We start from the raw sequence: 17,009 nt of genomic DNA, 5'->3' as shown, positions 1-17,009 counted from the left end.
CGACGGCGCGGGATGTCCGGATGTCGTCCTGTTGCGGGCCGGAGCGGCCCCGGTGACGGCGGCTTCCCGGCATGCGGGATCCCGTGCGGCTAGGCTCGCGCCCTAGACAGCACCGCCGCGATCGGGAGAATGCCACACCATGGCGAAGAAGCGCCCCCAGACGAAGCCCGGCAAGACCGGCCAGGCACAGGTCACGAGCGGGGAGATCCCGGTCGTCGGTGCGCGCGAGCCGTGCCCCTGTGGCTCGGGCCGCCGCTACAAGGCGTGTCACGGGCGGGCCGCCTCGCACGCCGTGACCGAGGTCGTCCAGCGTCCCTTCGAGGGGCTGCCCGGCGAGTGCGACTGGGTCGCGCTGCGCGAGCTGGTGCCCGCCGCCACCGTGCCGCTCACCCTCAAGGGCGGGCTGCCCGAGGGCGTGCCGTCGGTGACCCTGGCGACCGTGCTGCCGATGGCCTGGCCCGCGCTGCGCCGCGACGACGGCTCCGTGCTGCTCGCGCTGCAGAACGACTCGTCCTCCGGCGACCTCGCCCGCGACCTCGCCGACACCCTCCAGCGCGCGCTGGAGGTGGAGCCCGGCACGCCGGTCGAGCCCCGCCGCGTGACGCCGGAGGGTCCGCGCCTCCAGGACCTGCTCGACCCGAACGGCGATTTCGCGCCGGACGTGCACACCGGTTTCGAATTCTGGATCCCCGAGTCCTCGGACAATTCCAGCCCCGAGGTCAGCGCCTCTCTGGAGCGCGCCAACGCCGCCGCCATCCCCACGGTCAAGCTGACCGGTGTGGACGCGGCCTACTGGTGCGAGACCCCGGACAAGAACCACCTGCGCTGGGTCATGCCGCACGCCGAGGAGAAGCTGCTCGACGCGCTGGCCCGGCTCCAGGCCGCCGGCGCCACCTCGCTCGGCGAGGACACCCGGCTCGTCGGCTCCTTCCGCGCGCACGGCCTGATGGTCCCCGTGTGGGACCTGCCGACCGGCATGACGGCGGAGCAGTGCGAGAAGCCGGCGGCCGAGTTCGCCGAGCGGCTCGCGGAGGCCCTCGCCTCCGACGCCCCGCTCAGCATCGAGGAGCGGCGCGCGCGGGGCGGTCTCACCAACCGTCAGGTCACGCTCAGCTGATACCCCAGGTGGTATCCGTGACGGACAGACCGACCAGTCGGTGACTTCCGCCACAACCCCTCGTTCGCAGGCCTAAATCCCTGTCCGAATAACCGAGATCGAATTTGCGAACGGCAGATCTCTTGTTACCGTTCTAGAAGCCCGGTCGCTGGTGCATCCCCCGTCGCCAGCGATCGGGCCTTCTCATGCCCGCGTGTGCCCGCGTAAGCCCGCGTACGGTTCAACTACCGTCCGGCCCGGCCGCGTTGCTCCCCGAGCGCAGCAGCAGCGGAGTGGTGTCACCCTCCCCCGCACCGGCGAATTCCGAGACCGCCGAATAGCCCTCGGCGCCGCCCCTGACCGGCTCTCGCGGCGTCTCGCACGTACCCGGTTCATCCCGCGCCTCGACCGTGCAGCGCACCTGTACGGTGCGGCCCCCAGGGGCCATCAGGGTGAGGACGGCGTCGAGTTCCTGGCCGGTGGCGTTGCGGTAGTAGGTACGCGCCCGGATGTCCGCGCCCTCGGTCGCCACACAGGTCTGCGCCTCGACCCCGTCGGGGGAGGCGAGTTCGGGTCCGCACCGGGTGGCGGAGGGCAGTACGTCGGGAACGGCGGCGGGAGCGGAGCCGGCGGCCGTGGCGGGACGCCCGGGGGTCAGGCCCAGCTCCGAGAGGAGACCCTGCGGCTTCGCGTCGTCGCGACCGGAACCCGGCCCCGCCCCCGAAGGGCCCGCCGTCGCCGCGATCGGCACCAGGACGGCGATCACCACCGCGGCCCCGAGCCCGATCGCGCGGAGCTTCGCCGGACTCATCTGCCCCATGCCGCAGCCACCTGTTCCGTCGGAACGACCCCTCGGGGCGAAGATAGCGGCGGCCGGCGGGCGGGCGACGGGCCGCGCGCCCGTTTCCCCTGGAAGTCGGGGTGGGACACACCCGTTCGGGTGAACGCCCGCGTTGGTCCGCTCAGTACGTGAGTCTGCTGCCGCCACCCGGCATGCTCGTGCTCGCCTCGACCAGGGCGTCCACGACCGCCTCCACGTCCGGCAGCCACGGCCGTGCCGAGCCCGCCAGCGGCGCCCGCTCCCAGCGGACCTGTCCGGTCCCGGTGGTGGAGGGCGGCAGCGGTAGATAGCCGCCCTCTCCATGGAAGCGCAGCGAACTGGGCACGCTGTCCTTCGTGTAGAGGAGTTCGCCCAGGCGTTCGAGGCCGTACGGGGCGACGAGGATCGCCCAGCGCGTGGGCGAGGCCACGACCGGGCCGAGCCGCATCCCCAGCGCGTCCAGCGCGACGAGCGCGCGGGCGCCCGCGACGGCCGGCAGGCTCACCGCGCAGGGGGCCCGGCCGCCGGTGGCGAGCAGGACCGGCGCGTCCGGGCGTTCGCCCCACCACCAGCGGATCATGCGGGCGTCGGTGGTGGCCGCGAGCAGCCCGGGATCGAAGGGGTGCGCGCCGGGGACCACGCACTGGGGGTCGGGACAGGCGCAGGTCACGGCGGGGGGCGCGCCGAGCAGTGCGCGCGCTCCCGTCGCCTTCGTTCCCGCGGTCCGCAGGCCCACGCCGGGCAGGACGGGCCAGTTCCATTCATGGGCGCACAGGAGCGCCGAGTCGAGCTGTGCGACGACTGTCTCGCGCTCCGCGCGCTCCTCGCGCCTCTTGCGCCGGAACCGGAGCCTGCGTCGCCTTCCGAGGATCTCGCGCATGAGCGCTCGTTCCTTTCCGTTGAACGCCGAATCCACATCACACCACGTGCGTGACTCCACGTGCGGATCTCTTCACCGTGCGTATCACTGTGCGTCTCAGCGTGCGTGTCAGCATGCATCTCAGCGCGTACGAGCTGCATCCAGGCTCGGCAGTCGCTGCCGGCCGGTCCTTGGCGGGAGAGGTTCCCCGCCACTCGGTTGGAGGGTGCGGCCTGCGGTGATGAGGACGCCCGGGTTCCGCGTCCGTATTCCGGGGCGTGTCCAACTGCCCCTGCCCGTCACCGATTACGTACCCGTCACGCTCAAAATGACGCGCTTTCAAACGACGCCAGTCGACCGCGAATGGTGCACACTGGGGGCAATTTTCAGCCAACTTCCCCTAGTCTTCAACCCCCTCGCCACATCCCACGGACACCACAAGTCCCATGGTGGCAATGCTGGACATCGCTCTACATGTGCGTGTAGATGTGGATCGATGGGTAGTGGCGCAGAATGACTTGGGGGTTTGCGATGCTATTGCATGAAACGCGCAAGTCTGAAAGCCGCGTGCCATGAGTACGCCGCGTGCGCCGAAAGTGGCCGGAATCGATTCCGCTGTTTCTCTTCCGCCGCACACTGCGGCTCCCCCGCACCCGGCGGCAGCTCCTCCGCGCCCCGCGGTCGCCCCGCCGGTCCCGGCCGACGCCCTCCTCCAGGACCGCCTCGCCGGCTGGGTCTCGGACCTCACCCTCCTCCATGAACTCACCGAGTCCCTGATCAGGACCGGATCGCTCGACGACGCCCTGCGCGAGCTGCTGCGCGCCGGAGCCGCCCTGGTCGGGGCCCGTCGCGGGATGGCGGTGCTCGAACCCGCCGACGGCCTCGGCCCGACCTCCACCGTCGGCCTCGGCCTCGCCCACGCCGACCTCGGCACCATCGAGACCGTGCCGCGCAGCGTCACCTCGTACGGGCGCATCCTCGACGGGCTCGACCCGCTGCCGGAGGGCTCGCTGCCCCGCCCGATCGCCATCCCCGACCTGCGCGGCGAGCAGGGCCTCGACCCGCGCCACCGCGAGGTCGCCGCCCGCCTCGGCTACGCCGCCAGCTACGCGCTGCCGCTCGCCACCGAGCAGGCCGGCCGGCTCGGCGCCGTCGTCTGGCTGTACGACGAGCCTGCGGAGCCCGTCGAGCGCCAGCGGCACCTCGTCCAGCTCTACGGCAGGTTCGCCACCGAGCACCTCGCCCGCCTCCTGGAGGTCGAGCGCGCCCGCGCCCAGGTCGCCACCGTCGCCGAGGAACTGCTGCCCAGCCGCCTCCCCCGGATCCCCGGCGTCCAGCTCGCCGCCCGGCACCGCACCGGCCCCCGCGGCGGCGGCGACTGGTACGACGCGCTGCCACTGCCCGAGGGCGCTCTCGGTCTGGCCGTCGGCTCCGTCACGGGCAGCGGGCCGAGCGCCCTGGCCGCGATGGGACGCCTGCGCGCCTCGCTGCGCGCGTACGCCGTGATGGAGGGCGAGGACCCGGTCGCCGTCCTCTCCGACCTGGAGCTGCTGCTGCGGCTGACCGAGCCCGCGCGCTCGGCGACCGCGCTCTTCGCCTTCTGCGAGCCGCAGGCCCGCAGGATCGTGCTCGCCGGGGCCGGCCACACCCCGCCGCTGATCATCGGCGAGCAGCGCACCGAGTACGTCGAGACCTCGCTCTCCGCCCCGCTGGGCATGCTGGCCTGCTGGGAGGCGCCGAGCGTGGAGCTCTCCCCGCAGCCCGGAGAAACGGTGCTGCTCTACACGGACGGACTGCTCCGGCGGACCGGCGACGCCATGGACCGGGCCTTCGCGCGGCTGCACGCCGCCGCCGCCGGCGTACCCAAGGCGGACCGGGCCGATCCGGGCGCCGTCGCCGATCACGTCCTGCGGACCGTACTGCCGGAGGGACTGGACGATCCGGACCTCGACGGCGAGGACGTCGTGCTGCTCGCCGCGCGCTTCGAGTGAGGTCCGGCGGGGATCTCCGACGCCGGTCGGAGGGACACCGGAGCGGGACCGGAGTGAGAACCGCCACCGTCCTGACCCGCCGGTAATGGGTCTTCCGGCTCTGGGCCCCCTTCCGCACGACCGTACGATGGGAAGGGTTCAGTGTCGTACCAGAGGAGGCAGACCCGTGGCCGATGAGCTCACGCCGGACAACCCGGAGACCCCGGAAGAGTCCGAAGAGCAGGCGATCAAGCAGCGGAAGAACGGCCTGTACCCGGGCGTCTCCGACGAGCTCGCCGAGAACATGCGGTCCGGCTGGGCCGACACCGAGCTGCACGACCTGGCGCCGATCGCCCAGGCCTCGCACACCGCCGACCGCCGCGCCGCGCTGTCCGCCCGCTTCCCGGGCGAGCGCCTGGTGATCCCGGCCGGCAACCTGAAGACCCGGTCCAACGACACCGAGTACTCCTTCCGCGCCTCCACCGAGTACGCGTACCTCACCGGTGACCAGACCCACGACGGCGTCCTGGTCCTGGAGCCGGCCGAGGACGGCCACCGCGCCACGGTCTACCTGCTGCCCCGCTCCAACCGCGAGAACGGCGAGTTCTGGCTGGACGGCATGGGCGAGCTCTGGGTCGGCCGCCGCCACTCCCTCACCGAGGCCGAGCGGCTGCTCGGGATCCCGGCGAAGGACGTCCGCGAGCTGCCCCAGGCGCTCAAGGAGGCCACCGGGCCGGTCCGCGCCGTGCGCGGCCACGACGCCGGCATCGAGGCCGCCCTGACCGACAAGGTCACCGCCGAGCGCGACGAGGAGCTGCGCGTCTACCTCTCCGAGGCCCGCCTCGTGAAGGACGCGTTCGAGGTCTCCGAGCTCCAGAAGGCCTGCGACTCCACCGCCCGCGGCTTCGAGGACGTCGTCAAGGTCCTCGACAAGGCCGAGGCGACCAGCGAGCGCTACATCGAGGGCACCTTCTTCCTGCGCGCCCGGGTCGAGGGCAACGACGTCGGCTACGGCTCCATCTGCGCCTCCGGCCCGCACGCCTGCACCCTGCACTGGGTCCGCAACGACGGCCCGGTCCGCTCCGGCGACCTGCTGCTGCTCGACGCCGGCGTGGAGACCACCGAGCTCTACACCGCCGACATCACCCGCACCCTGCCGGTCAACGGCCGGTACACGGAGATCCAGCGCAAGATCTACGACGCGGTGTACGAGGCGCAGGAGGCCGGCATCGCCGCGGTGAAGCCGGGCGCCGGCTACCGCGACTTCCACGACGCCGCCCAGCGCGTGCTCGCCGAGAAGCTGGTCGAGTGGGGCCTCGTCGAGGGCCCGGCCGAGCGCGTCCTGGAGCTGGGCCTCCAGCGCCGCTGGACCCTGCACGGCACCGGCCACATGCTCGGCATGGACGTCCACGACTGCGCCGCCGCGCGCACCGAGGCGTACGTCGACTGCACGCTGGAGCCGGGCATGTGCCTGACCGTCGAGCCGGGTCTCTACTTCCAGGCCGACGACCTGACCGTGCCCGAGGAGTACCGGGGCATCGGCGTCCGGATCGAGGACGACATCCTCGTCACCGAGGACGGCAACCGGAACCTCTCGGCCGCGCTGCCGCGCCGGTCCGACGAGGTCGAGGCGTGGATGGCCGGCCTGAAGGGCTGATCCGTCCGCGGCTCGTCCGCCGCTCGTACGGGAAGGGCCCCGCCGATTCGTTTCGGCGGGGCCCTTCCCGTACGCGGCGGGGTCTTCGCGTGTCAGGTCAGCGCCAGCGGGGCGTCCGGCCTCCATTTGATGATCTTGTCGAAGCTGACCAGGGCTCCGCCCCGGCCCGTCCGCCCGAAGTGCACGTGATCGGCGAGCTCCTCGATCAGGCGCAGCCCGCGCCCGTTCTCCGCGTCGGGTGCCGCCGGGCGCCGCCCGGGGGCCGCGGCGAAACCGGGGCCCGAGTCGGCCACCTCGATGCGACAGGTCTCGCCGTCGAGGTACGCGGTGACCCGGTACGCCTGCGAGCCCCCGCCCCGGCCCACCGTCCCGCCGTGCTCGACGGCGTTCGCACACGCCTCGGTCAGGGCCACCGACAGCTCGTACGACACGTCCGGGTCGACGCCCGCGGTCTCCATCGTGCCGAGCAGCAGCCGCCGGGCGAGCGGCACGCTCGCAGCCTCGCGCCGCAGATGCAGGGACCACCAGATGCTCATGCTCCAGCCTCCTGGCTGCGGCTCGACATACTGCGGCACGACATACCGATACGTATTGCCCCCCCACGTGGTCCATAAGCCCCGAGCCACGTCAACAGCGCCCGTTCGGCGGATGCCCTCCTCCCGTGCGCCGGTGTATGTCACCCCGAACGCCCCCAAGAGTGACCTTCCGGACCTGCCGTATGGGAGGGGTGAGGCTGGTGCGATGATGGGCCCGCCATGTCTGCCCCCGCGCTCGCACCACGCATGCTGAGGGCCGCGGTGTTCACCGCGGTCTGCGTCGTGCTGTCCGCGCTCGGCCACGCGCTGGCCGCCTGCGCGGGGATCGCGCTCTGGTCGATCGCCGCCGGATTCCTCGGCGTCTTCGGCATCACGGTGCTCTTCACCGGACGCGAGCGCTCGCTGCCCGCCATCGTCGGCGCGCTGACGGTCGGACAGCTCGGGCTGCACGCCCTGTTCGGGTTCGGCCAGCGCCGGCTCACCATGGGCGCGGAGACCGACCAGGCCCTCGTCCGGCTGGCCGCCAAGCTGGTCTGCGGCCAGGGCGGCACGTCCCTGAGCCCCGCCGACGCGGCCCGGATCGTCAGCGACGCCGGGCTCACCCCGGCCGCCACCGGCGGGCACGGCCACATGGCCGGCATGACCGGTGGCGCGACCGCCGCCGGGGCCGCCGAGCTGATGCCGAGTCTGCCCATGCTGCTCGGGCACCTGCTGGCCGCGCTGGCCACCGGCTGGCTGCTGCGCCGCGGCGACCTCGCGCTCGGCCGGCTGGTCCGGCTGTCCGCACAGGGCGCCGCCGAGCTCGCCGCGTGCGCGCTCGTACGCTCCCTGCGCGCCGCGCTGTTCCTCGTACGGTCCCTGCTCGCCGGACTGCCGGGGGCTCCGGCCACCGGACCGCGCGGGCCCGCCCGTACCGCCTTCGACTCCTCGCCGCCGCCGGTGACCGAGGCGCTCCAGCACACCGTGATCAGGCGCGGCCCCCCGGCCGCCTCCTGCGTCCTCGCAGCCTGACGCGGACCGCTCGCAGGGAGCGGATCCGCGGTCGTCCGCGCTCGCGGACGACCCCCCGGACGACCACCGCCGACCACCGCCGACCACCACCGCCGACCACCACCGTCGGCCCGTCGGTCCGGCAGCCCGTCGATCCGCCGCCGCGCCTCACGCGGTGACGTGACGCCGTGTCCGGTCGTCCGCTTCCGACCTCTCCTCCGAGCTGGAGTGTCTTCTGCCATGAGCGTTTCCCGTACCCACGTCTCCCGCGCCGTCCTCACCGGCGGTGCCGCCGTCGCCTCCGTCCTGCTGCTCGCCGGCACCGCCTCCGCGCACGTCGGCGTCCAGCCGCAGGGCGAGGCCGCCAAGGGCGGCTACGCGACCGTCAACGTGAAGGTGCCGAACGAGCGCGACAACGCCTCCACCGTCAAGGTCGAGGTCAACTTCCCCACCGACCACCCGCTGGCCTCCGTGATGCCGCAGCCGGTCCCCGGCTGGAAGGTCGAGGTCACCAAGGCCAAGCTGGCCAAGCCGCTGGAGCTGCATGGCAAGAAGATCAACGAGGCGGTCGCCAAGGTCACCTGGACCGCGGACGGTTCGAAGATCGGGCCCGGCCAGTTCCAGCAGTTCCCGCTCTCCCTCGGCCAGCTGCCCGAGGACACCGACCGGCTCGTCCTCAAGGCCATCCAGACCTACGACAACAACGAGGTCGTGCGCTGGATCGAGGAGCCCAAGGACGGCGCGCCGGAGCCCGAGAACCCCGCCCCGGTGCTGAAGCTGTCCGCGGCGACCGCCGACCACCACGGCGGCGCCGCCCCGGCCGCCGACGACAAGGCCGGCCACGACGAGAAGGCCGGCGAGCACAAGGAGAAGGAGGCCGCCGGCTCCACCGACAGCGCGGCCCGTGTCCTCGGCGTGGTCGGCATCCTCGTGGGCCTCGCCGGCATCGCCTTCGGCGTCCTGGCCGGACGCCGCCGCTCGGCCTGACGGCCGATCCATCGACCCGGAAGAATCACCATGTCCGACAGCAAGACAGCTGCTCAGAAGTCCGGTTCCGACGCCGCGAAGGACGGCGGCCGCCCCGGCCGCCGCGCCCCGCTGATCGCCGCCGCCGTGGCGATCGTCGCGGCGCTCGGGATCACGGCCGCCGTCGGTCTCGGCGGCGGCGACGACAAGAAGCCCGGCACCACCACCGGGCCGGTCGCCGAGGTCTCCGGCGGCACCGACAGCGACAAGGCCGCCACCGTCCTGGACCGGCCGTTCACCAAGCCCGACCTCGTCCTCACCGACACCAAGGGCCAGAAGTACGACCTGCGCGCGGCCACCAAGGGCAAGCCGACGCTCGTCTACTTCGGCTACACCCACTGCCCCGACGTCTGCCCGCTGACGATGAGCAACATCGCCATCGCCCGCAAGCAGCTCCCCAAGGCGGACCAGGACAAGCTCCAGGTCGTCTTCGTCACCACCGACCCCGAGCGGGACACCGCCGCCGAGCTGGGCAAGTGGCTGCCCGCCGCCGGCGACGCGTCCTTCGTCGGCCTCACCGGCGACTTCAAGACGATCCAGGCGGGCGCCCGCTCCATGGGCATCGGCATCGACCCGGCGAAGAAGGAGAACGGCACCGTCGTCTCCATGCACGGGGCCCAGGTGATCGCGTTCTCGCCGACCACCGACCAGGGCTACGTCCTCTACGGCGAGAGCACCAGCGCCGACGACTACGCCAAGGACCTGCCGAAGCTCATCAAGGGGGAGAACCCGTGAACCGCCGCACCACCGCCCTGACCGCCTCCGTCGCCCTCGCCGCCGCGCTCGCCCTGACCGGCTGCTCGTCCTCCGGCGACGACAAGCCCGAACTCAAGGTGAGCGGCGCGTTCATGCCGCAGCCGGTGATGGACATGGCCGGCGGCTTCCTCACCATCAGCAACGACGGCGACGTCGCCGACAAGCTCACCTCCGTCACCAGCGGTCTCTCGGACGACGTCACGATGCACGAGACGAAGAACCAGAAGATGCAGCAGGTGAAGGCCTTCGACATCCCGGCCAACGGCGAGCTCAAGCTGGAACGCGGGGGCAACCACCTCATGTTCATGGAATTGAAGAAGCAGCCCAAGCAGGGCGAGAAGGTGAGCATCGAGCTCCACTTCGAGAAGTCCGGCCCCGTCAAGGTCGACCTTCCCGTCGAGGCGCCGAACCACGACCCGAAGCAGCACTGAGCCAGTCGAGGGAGAACAGGACGATGACCACCACCGCCCCGCGCCTCGGGCACGCCCTCACCCGGCTGCTGCTCGTCGTGGCCGCGCTCCTGGGCACGCTGCTCGCCACCGCGGGCCCCGCGTCCGCGCACGCGGCCCTGACCGGCAGCGACCCGCAGGACGGGGCGGTGGTCGCCACCGCTCCCAAGGACGTCAACCTCACCTTCTCCGAGCAGGTCGCCATGGGCGCCGACTCGATCCGGGTCCTCGACCCCTCGGGGAAGCGGGCAGACACCGGCGAGATCCGTGACATGTGCAGCGGCTCGATCGTCCGCTACGGCGTCGAGCTGCTGCCCGGACTGCCCGACGGCACCTACACGGTGGCCTGGCAGACCGTCTCCGCCGACAGCCACCCCGTCTCCGGCGCCTTCACCTTCTCCGTCGGAGCGCCCTCCACCACCTCCGTCGCCCTGCCCGAACAGACCGCGGGCGGCGGGATCGTCGGCGCGCTCTACGGGATCGCGCGCTACCTCTCGTACGCCGGTTTCGTCGTCCTCGTCGGCGGCGGCGCCTTCGTCCTGGCCTGCTGGCCGCGCGGGGCGGGCGTCCGGCCGGTGCAGCGGCTCGTGGTCCGCGGCTGGCTGACCCTGACCGGCGCCACTCTCGCGATGCTGCTGCTCCGCAACCCGTACACCGGCTCGGGCAAGCTGGCCGACGTCTTCGACCTGGCCGGGCTGCAGGCCGTCCTGGCCACGAAGACGGGGGCGGCGCTCTCCTCCCGGCTGCTGCTCCTCGGCGCGGCGGCGCTGTTCGTGGCCGTGCTGTTCGGCGCGTACGCCCGGCGCACCGACGAGAAGGAACTCAAGGACCTCACCTTCGGCCTCGCGCTCGGCGGCACCGTCGTCGCCGCCGGCATCGCCGGCACCTGGGCGCTCGCCGAGCACGCCTCGACCGGGCTCCAGCCGGGCATCGCCATGCCGGTCGACATCCTGCACCTGCTGGCGGTGGCCGGCTGGCTCGGCGGCCTGACGACGCTGCTGGTCGCGCTGTACCGGGCGCCGTCGGTCGGACGGGCGGCGGTCGAGCGGTACTCGAAGCTGGCGTTCGGCTCGGTCGTCGTGCTCGTCGCCACCGGGATCTACCAGTCCTGGCGGCAGGTCGGCACCTGGTCGGCGCTGACGGACACGCGGTACGGGCAGCTGCTCCTGGTGAAGATCGGCCTGGTCGCCGTCCTCGTGGGCATCGCCTGGGTGTCGCGGCGGTGGGTGCGGCGGCTGGGGGAGGCGGCGGAGGCCTCGGAGACCCCGGAGGCCTCTGAGACCCCGGAGGCCACAGACGTCGCTGACGAGGTGGACGCCTCCTGGGAGGTGGATGCCTCCGAGGGCGCCGAGGGCACCGCCTCCGAGGCCGCCGACGGAGGTAGGGACGCCGACGACACCGACCGGGTCGACGCCGCTCGTGCCGAGCAGCTCGCGCGGCAGCGGGCCGCCGTCGCCACCGCTCGGCGCAAGCGGGAGCGGGACGCGGACCCCGAGCGGGCCGGGCTGCGCCGTTCGGTGCTGACGGAGGCGGCCGTCGCGGTCGTGCTCCTGGCCGTGACGACCGTGCTGACCTCGACCGAGCCGGCCCGTACGGAGGAGGAGGCGGGCCGCCTCAAGGCGTCGTCCGGTTCCTCCGCCGTGCCCAACCGTCCGATCGACGTCCGGCTGCCCTTCGACACAGGTGGCGTGGACGGCAAGGGCACCGTGCAGCTGACCCTCTCCCCGGGGCGCACCGGCGCCAACGCGCTGCACATCTTCGTGCTGCGGCCCAACGGGCGGCCCCTGGACGTGCCCGAGGTGAAGGTGGCCTTCACCCTCAAGGAGAAGCAGATCGGCCCGCTGCCGGTGCTGCCGGACCGGATCCAGACCGGCCACTGGACGGCCTCCAGCGTGCAGCTCCCGATGGCGGGCGAGTGGCAGATGCAGGTCACCGTGCGTACGTCCGAGATCGACCAGACCACCATCGACAAGAACGTGAAGATCGGCTGAGCCCCGTGAACAAGCCCGTGAACGCCCCTGCGAACGCCCCCGCGGACGCCTCCGCGGACCCCGCGGACGCCTCCGCGACCGGCGACCACCTCGACATCTCCCGGCGGCGGCTGCTCGGCACCGTCGGCGCCGCGGGTGCGACCGGTCTGCTGATCGGCGCGGCCGGCGGTGCCGGTTTCGCCTCGTCGGAGGACGGGGGCGGTGCCGGCGCGGGCTCCGGCGGCTCTCCCGCGCTGGCCTCGGTCGGCTCGACCGAGGTGATGTTTCACGGGAAACATCAAGCGGGGATCACCACTCCGCTTCAGGCCCGGGGGCATCTGGTCGCCTTCGACCTCGCCCCGGGCGCGGGCCGCAAGGAGGCCGCCGCGCTGCTGCGCCGCTGGTCGGCCACGGCGAAGGCGCTGATGGCGGGCAAGCCCTCGACCGGCGACACCGGCATCGCGCTGGACGCCGGACCTTCCTCGCTGACCGTGACCTTCGGCTTCGGCCGCACCTTCTTCGACCGCACGGGGCTCACCGCGCGCCGCCCCGGACAGCTGGACCCGCTGCCCGCCTTCTCCTCCGACGCGCTCGACCCGAAGCGTTCCGAGGGCGACCTGTGGGTGCAGATCGGCGCCGACGACGCGCTGGTCGCCTTCCACGCGCTGCGCGCGCTCCAGAAGGACGCGGACGGCGCGGCGCGGGTGCGCTGGCAGATGAACGGCTTCAACCGTTCGGCCGGTGCCACGGCCCGGCCGATGACCGCCCGGAACCTGATGGGCCAGGTCGACGGCACGAACAACCCGAAGCCGGCGGACACCGACTTCGACCGCCGGATCTTCGTCCCGCAGAGCGCCCAGGACGCCCAGGGCTCTCAGGGCTCTCAGGGCTTCCAGGAGTGGATGGCCGGCGGCTCGTACGCGGTCGTGCGGCGGATCCGGATGCTGCTGGACGACTGGGAGAAGCTGTCCCTGGACAAGCAGGAGAAGGTGATCGGGCGCCGCAAGGCGGACGGGGCGCCGCTGACCGGCGGGAGCGAGACCACCCCGCTGGATCTGAACAAGATCGGCCCGGACGGCAGGACCGTCATCCCGGACAACGCCCACTCCCGGATCTCCGCCCCCGAACAGAACGGCGGCGCGGCGATGCTGCGCCGGCCCTTCTCCTTCCACGACGGGATCGCCGCGGACGGCACCCCGGACGCCGGTCTGCTCTTCGTCTGCTGGCAGGCGGATCCGCTGCGGGGCTTCGTGCCCGTGCAGCGCAAGCTGGACCGGGGCGACGCGCTGTCGCCGTTCGTCCGGCACGAGGCGAGCGGGCTTTTCGCGGTGCCGGGCGGGGCTGCGGAGGGTGAGTACGTGGGCCAGCGGCTGCTGGAGTCGTAGGCACGCCGCGGGTGACCGGCGCCCATTAGGGTGACCGTATGTCAGCCACCCGGTATACGTATCTCGGTCCCGAAGGCACCTTCACGGAGGCCGCGCTGCGTACGCTGCCCGAGGCCGCGACGCGGGAGCTCGTCCCGATGGTCTCGGTCCCGGCCGCGCTGGACGCCGTCCGCAACGGCGAGGCCGCGGCCGCGCTCGTGCCGATCGAGAACTCGGTCGAGGGCGGGGTGACCGCGACCCTGGACGAGCTGGCCTCGGGCGAGCCGCTGATGATCTACCGCGAGGTGCTGCTGCCGATCGCCTTCGCCCTGCTCGTACGGCCCGGGACGAAGCTGTCGGAGATCAAGACCGTCACGGGGCACCCGGTGGCCCAGCCGCAGGTGCGGAACTGGCTGCGGACCCATCTGCCGGAGGCGCTGTGGGAGTCGGCCGCGTCCAACGCGGACGGGGCCCGGCTCGTCCAGGAAGGGCGCTTCGACGCGGCCTTCGCGGGCGAGTTCGCGGCGGCCACGTACGGCCTGGAGGCCCTGGTCACCGAGATCCACGACGCGGAGAACGCCGAGACACGTTTCGTCCTGGTGGGCCGGCCGGCCCGGCCCGCGGCGCCGACGGGTGCGGACAAGACCTCGATCGTGCTGTGGCTGGGCGAGGACCACCCGGGCGCGCTTCTCGAACTCCTCCAGGAATTCGCCGTGCGCGGGGTCAATCTGATGCTGATCCAGTCCCGTCCCACGGGCGCGGGCATCGGCAACTACTGCTTCGCGGTGGACGCCGAGGGCCATATCTCGGACCGGCGGGTCGGCGAGGCGCTGATGGGGCTGAAGCGGATCTGTCCGAAGGTGCGCTTCCTCGGTTCGTATCCGCGCGCGGGGGTGGCGGTCGAGGACGTACGGCCGCTGCGGCGGGGGACCTCGGACGGGGAGTTCACGGACGCCTCGGACTGGCTGGCGCGGGCCCAGGACGGCCGGGCGTAGCCCCGCGGGGCCGGTGCCCACAAAGTTATCCACAGGCTTGCGACTCGACCTGGGGACAAGTCGACAAGCGCGTCCACCGCGTCCTGTCGCATGTCCGGCACAGTCGACAAATCGTCGTCACCCCTGCTCCGGGGGCCCACCCTTTGGGGCGAGGTATTCCCACTCGAAGGAGTGGGAAAATGCCGGAGCCCCCGCTTGGTCCACAGATCTTCCACACAGCCTGTGGATAACCCTCCGGAGTTTCGCATTCCTGTGGAGAACCCCGGGGGAAGCCCTGGAAGATCTCCCCGGAAGCCCGAAGGGGAAATCATGGAAAAACAAAGCAATTAGGGCAAAGCGACACGCAAGTCCTTATCGAGTGGGGCCGCACGATCGCGCACCGGTAGCCTGGTGGGGTGATTGACCTTCGCCTGCTCCGTGAGGACCCCGACCGTGTTCGCGCCTCCCAGCGCGCCCGTGGAGAGGACGTCGCGCTCGTCGACGCCCTGCTCTCCGCCGATGAGCGGCGCAGGTCGTCCGGCGTCCGCTTCGACGAGCTCCGATCCGAGCAGAAGGCGCTCGGCAAGCTGATCCCCAAGGCCTCCCCCGAGGAGCGAGCCGCGCTCCTCCAGAAGGCCGAGCAGCTCAAGACCGACGTCAAGGCCGCCGAGGCCGAGCAGAACGAGGCCGACGAGACGGCCCGCGCGCTCCTCCTCCAGCTCGGCAACATCGTCCACCCCGACGTGCCCGTCGGCGGCGAGGAGGACTTCGTCGTCCTCGAGACGCACGGCACGATCCGCGACTTCGCCGCCGAGGGCTTCGAGCCCAAGGACCACCTGGAGCTCGGCGAGGCGCTGGGCGCCATCGACGTCGAGCGCGGCGCCAAGGTCTCCGGCTCCCGCTTCTACTACCTGACCGGCGTCGGCGCGCTCCTGGAGCTCGCCCTGGTCAACGCGGCGATCGCCCAGGCCACCGAGGCCGGCTTCATCCCGATGCTCACCCCCGCGCTGGTCCGCCCGCGCGCCATGGAGGGCACCGGCTTCCTCGGCCAGGCCGCGGAGAACGTGTACCACCTGGAGAAGGACGACTACTACCTGGTCGGCACCTCCGAGGTCCCGCTCGCCGCGTACCACATGGACGAGATCATCGACGCCGACAAGCTGCCGCTGCGGTACGCCGGCTTCTCGCCGTGCTTCCGCCGCGAGGCCGGCACCTACGGCAAGGACACCCGCGGCATCTTCCGCGTCCACCAGTTCGACAAGGTCGAGATGTTCTCGTACGTCGCTCCGGAGGACGCCGAGGCCGAGCACAAGCGGCTCCTCGACTGGGAGAAGCAGTGGCTGACCTCCCTGGAGCTGCCCTTCCAGGTGATCGACGTCGCCACCGGCGACCTGGGCTCCTCCGCCTCCCGCAAGTTCGACTGCGAGGCCTGGATCCCGACCCAGGGCAAGTACCGCGAGCTGACCTCCGCCTCCAACTGCGACGGCTTCCAGGCCCGCCGCCTCTCCGTCCGCATGCGCGAGGAGCAGGGCGGCAAGAAGACGGTGCAGCCGCTGGCCACCCTGAACGGCACGCTGTGCGCCGTACCGCGCACGATCGTGGCGATCCTGGAGAACCACCAGCTGCCGGACGGCTCGGTGCGCGTGCCCGAGGTGCTGCGCCCCTACCTCGGCGGCCGTGAGGTCCTGGAGCCGATCTCCAAGTGAGCACCTTCCCCTACCGCCTGGTCGCGACGGACCTCGACGGCACGCTGCTGCGGGCCGACGAGTCCGTCTCGGGCCGTACGCGTGACGCGCTCGTCGCCGCCACGGAGGCGGGCGCCGCGCACATCGTCGTCACCGGCCGGGCGGTGCCCTGGACCCGGCACATCCTCGACGACCTCGGCTACGAGGGGATCGCGGTGTGCGGGCAGGGCGCGCAGGTCTACCACGCCGGTGAGCACCGGCTGCTGACCTCGCTCACCCTCGACCGGCAGCTCGCCGGCCTCGCCCTGTCCAAGCTGGAGGCCGAGGTCGGCCCGCTGGCCCTCGCCGCGAGCCGCGACGGCCTGGAGGGCGAGGTCCTGATCGGCCCCGGCTACCGGGTCCAGGAGGGCCCGCTGCCGTACGTCCCGTACGAGGACCCGGCGGAGCTGTGGGCGGCCCCGCTGACCAAGCTGTACCTCCAGCACCCGACGCTCGACGACGACCAGCTGACCCGGGTCGCGCGCGAGACGGTCGGCGGGCTCGTGGACGTCGTCATGGCGGGCCCGGGGATCGTGGAGGTCCTGCCGCTCGGCCTGAGCAAGGCGACCGGCCTCTCGCTCGCCGCGCGCCGGCTCGGCGTGAAGGCCGCGGAGACGATCGCCTTCGGCGACATGCCCAACGACATCCCGATGTTCGGCTGGGCGGCGCACGGCGTGGCGATGGGCAACGCCCACGCGGAGCTGCGCGCGGTCGCCGACGAGGTGACCGCGTCCAACGAGGAGGACGGCATCGCGCTCGTCCTGGAGCGCCTGCTGAGCGCCTGAGCGCGCGACGCACGACGTGAGAAGCGGGGCGGC

15 protein-coding genes are annotated in these 17,009 nt (G+C 72.4%); 12 read left to right on the top strand and 3 right to left on the bottom strand.

Annotated features, from left to right (window positions below; genetic code table 11):
• Positions 1 to 139 precede the first annotated feature (139 nt).
• A complete protein-coding gene (locus ACZ3ZE_RS21140) occupies positions 140 to 1,117 on the top strand; it encodes a DUF5926 family protein (protein ID WP_361168132.1) in 978 nt (325 codons plus the stop codon).
• Positions 1,118 to 1,337: 220 nt separating this feature from the next.
• On the opposite strand, the gene ACZ3ZE_RS21135 is transcribed toward ACZ3ZE_RS21140, so the two are convergent.
• Together ACZ3ZE_RS21135 and ACZ3ZE_RS21130 are read right to left on the bottom strand one after the other, a co-directional pair.
• Positions 1,338 to 1,916, bottom strand: coding sequence for a hypothetical protein (locus tag ACZ3ZE_RS21135; protein WP_361168135.1), 579 nt, complete (start codon positions 1,914 to 1,916; stop codon positions 1,338 to 1,340).
• Between the two features lie 142 nt (positions 1,917 to 2,058).
• Positions 2,059 to 2,796 carry a bifunctional DNA primase/polymerase gene (locus ACZ3ZE_RS21130; RefSeq protein WP_361168138.1) on the bottom strand — a complete coding sequence of 246 codons (738 nt, stop codon included), beginning with the start codon at positions 2,794 to 2,796 and terminating at the stop codon, positions 2,059 to 2,061.
• Positions 2,797 to 3,371: 575 nt separating this feature from the next.
• Here ACZ3ZE_RS21130 and ACZ3ZE_RS21125 point away from each other — a divergent pair.
• Both ACZ3ZE_RS21125 and ACZ3ZE_RS21120 read left to right on the top strand, forming a co-directional pair.
• Positions 3,372 to 4,766, top strand: a complete 1,395-nt coding sequence (locus ACZ3ZE_RS21125) for a PP2C family protein-serine/threonine phosphatase (RefSeq protein ID WP_361168141.1) — start codon at positions 3,372 to 3,374, stop codon at positions 4,764 to 4,766.
• Positions 4,767 to 4,932: 166 nt separating this feature from the next.
• Positions 4,933 to 6,402, top strand: a complete 1,470-nt coding sequence (locus ACZ3ZE_RS21120) for an aminopeptidase P family protein (RefSeq protein ID WP_361620936.1) — start codon at positions 4,933 to 4,935, stop codon at positions 6,400 to 6,402.
• A 92-nt stretch (positions 6,403 to 6,494) separates the two neighbouring features.
• On the opposite strand, the gene ACZ3ZE_RS21115 is transcribed toward ACZ3ZE_RS21120, so the two are convergent.
• Positions 6,495 to 6,938 carry an ATP-binding protein gene (locus ACZ3ZE_RS21115; RefSeq protein WP_361168147.1) on the bottom strand — a complete coding sequence of 148 codons (444 nt, stop codon included), beginning with the start codon at positions 6,936 to 6,938 and terminating at the stop codon, positions 6,495 to 6,497.
• Positions 6,939 to 7,157: 219 nt separating this feature from the next.
• On the opposite strand from ACZ3ZE_RS21115, the gene ACZ3ZE_RS21110 reads away from it, so the two are divergent.
• The 9 genes from ACZ3ZE_RS21110 to ACZ3ZE_RS21070 all read left to right on the top strand — a co-directional run bounded on the left by ACZ3ZE_RS21110 (position 7,158) and on the right by ACZ3ZE_RS21070 (position 16,976).
• Positions 7,158 to 7,949 carry a hypothetical protein gene (locus tag ACZ3ZE_RS21110; protein WP_361620935.1) on the top strand — a complete coding sequence of 264 codons (792 nt, stop codon included), beginning with the start codon at positions 7,158 to 7,160 and terminating at the stop codon, positions 7,947 to 7,949.
• A 219-nt stretch (positions 7,950 to 8,168) separates the two neighbouring features.
• The gene (locus tag ACZ3ZE_RS21105; protein ID WP_361168153.1) at positions 8,169 to 8,915 is read left to right on the top strand and encodes a YcnI family copper-binding membrane protein; all 747 of its coding nucleotides are present in this window, start codon (positions 8,169 to 8,171) and stop codon (positions 8,913 to 8,915) included.
• A gap of 30 nt (positions 8,916 to 8,945) precedes the next feature.
• A complete protein-coding gene (locus tag ACZ3ZE_RS21100) occupies positions 8,946 to 9,689 on the top strand; it encodes an SCO family protein (RefSeq protein ID WP_361168156.1) in 744 nt (247 codons plus the stop codon).
• Positions 9,686 to 10,141 (top strand): copper chaperone PCu(A)C, encoded by a 456-nt coding sequence (locus ACZ3ZE_RS21095; protein WP_361168159.1) that lies wholly within the window; start codon positions 9,686 to 9,688, stop codon positions 10,139 to 10,141. The genes ACZ3ZE_RS21100 and ACZ3ZE_RS21095 overlap by 4 nt, the downstream gene beginning before the upstream one ends.
• 23 nt (positions 10,142 to 10,164) lie before the next feature.
• Positions 10,165 to 12,150: a copper resistance protein CopC gene (locus ACZ3ZE_RS21090; protein ID WP_467260105.1), complete on the top strand. Its 1,986-nt coding sequence runs from the start codon at positions 10,165 to 10,167 to the stop codon at positions 12,148 to 12,150.
• Positions 12,151 to 12,155: 5 nt separating this feature from the next.
• Positions 12,156 to 13,514 (top strand): iron uptake transporter deferrochelatase/peroxidase subunit, encoded by a 1,359-nt coding sequence (gene efeB, locus ACZ3ZE_RS21085; RefSeq protein WP_467260102.1) that lies wholly within the window; start codon positions 12,156 to 12,158, stop codon positions 13,512 to 13,514.
• Positions 13,515 to 13,552: 38 nt separating this feature from the next.
• Positions 13,553 to 14,488, top strand: coding sequence for a prephenate dehydratase (gene pheA / locus ACZ3ZE_RS21080; protein ID WP_361620933.1), 936 nt, complete (start codon positions 13,553 to 13,555; stop codon positions 14,486 to 14,488).
• A 395-nt stretch (positions 14,489 to 14,883) separates the two neighbouring features.
• Positions 14,884 to 16,173, top strand: a complete 1,290-nt coding sequence (serS, locus tag ACZ3ZE_RS21075; RefSeq protein WP_361168168.1) for a serine--tRNA ligase — start codon at positions 14,884 to 14,886, stop codon at positions 16,171 to 16,173.
• Positions 16,170 to 16,976 carry an HAD family hydrolase gene (locus ACZ3ZE_RS21070; protein ID WP_361168171.1) on the top strand — a complete coding sequence of 269 codons (807 nt, stop codon included), beginning with the start codon at positions 16,170 to 16,172 and terminating at the stop codon, positions 16,974 to 16,976. Before serS ends, ACZ3ZE_RS21070 begins: the two co-directional genes overlap by 4 nt.
• Positions 16,977 to 17,009: the final 33 nt, after the last annotated feature.

It is taken from the genome of Streptomyces sp. NPDC023157 (assembly GCF_055560575.1).
The sequence above is the reverse complement of the archived record's forward strand: the minus strand, read 5'-3'. Positions and strand labels throughout refer to the sequence as shown.

What these genes read in the sequence shown, in the direction of transcription:
- ACZ3ZE_RS21100 (WP_361168156.1), top strand. Translation starts at nt 8,946, where the DNA reads ATGTCCGACAGCAAGACAGCTGCTCAGAAGTCCGGTTCCGACGCCGCG.
- ACZ3ZE_RS21135 (WP_361168135.1), bottom strand. Translation starts at nt 1,916, where the DNA reads ATGGGGCAGATGAGTCCGGCGAAGCTCCGCGCGATCGGGCTCGGGGCC.
- ACZ3ZE_RS21115 (WP_361168147.1), bottom strand. Translation starts at nt 6,938, where the DNA reads ATGAGCATCTGGTGGTCCCTGCATCTGCGGCGCGAGGCTGCGAGCGTG.
- pheA (WP_361620933.1), top strand. Translation starts at nt 13,553, where the DNA reads ATGTCAGCCACCCGGTATACGTATCTCGGTCCCGAAGGCACCTTCACG.
- ACZ3ZE_RS21105 (WP_361168153.1), top strand. Translation starts at nt 8,169, where the DNA reads ATGAGCGTTTCCCGTACCCACGTCTCCCGCGCCGTCCTCACCGGCGGT.
- ACZ3ZE_RS21110 (WP_361620935.1), top strand. Translation starts at nt 7,158, where the DNA reads ATGTCTGCCCCCGCGCTCGCACCACGCATGCTGAGGGCCGCGGTGTTC.
- ACZ3ZE_RS21140 (WP_361168132.1), top strand. Translation starts at nt 140, where the DNA reads ATGGCGAAGAAGCGCCCCCAGACGAAGCCCGGCAAGACCGGCCAGGCA.
- ACZ3ZE_RS21130 (WP_361168138.1), bottom strand. Translation starts at nt 2,796, where the DNA reads ATGCGCGAGATCCTCGGAAGGCGACGCAGGCTCCGGTTCCGGCGCAAG.
- ACZ3ZE_RS21090 (WP_467260105.1), top strand. Translation starts at nt 10,165, where the DNA reads ATGACCACCACCGCCCCGCGCCTCGGGCACGCCCTCACCCGGCTGCTG.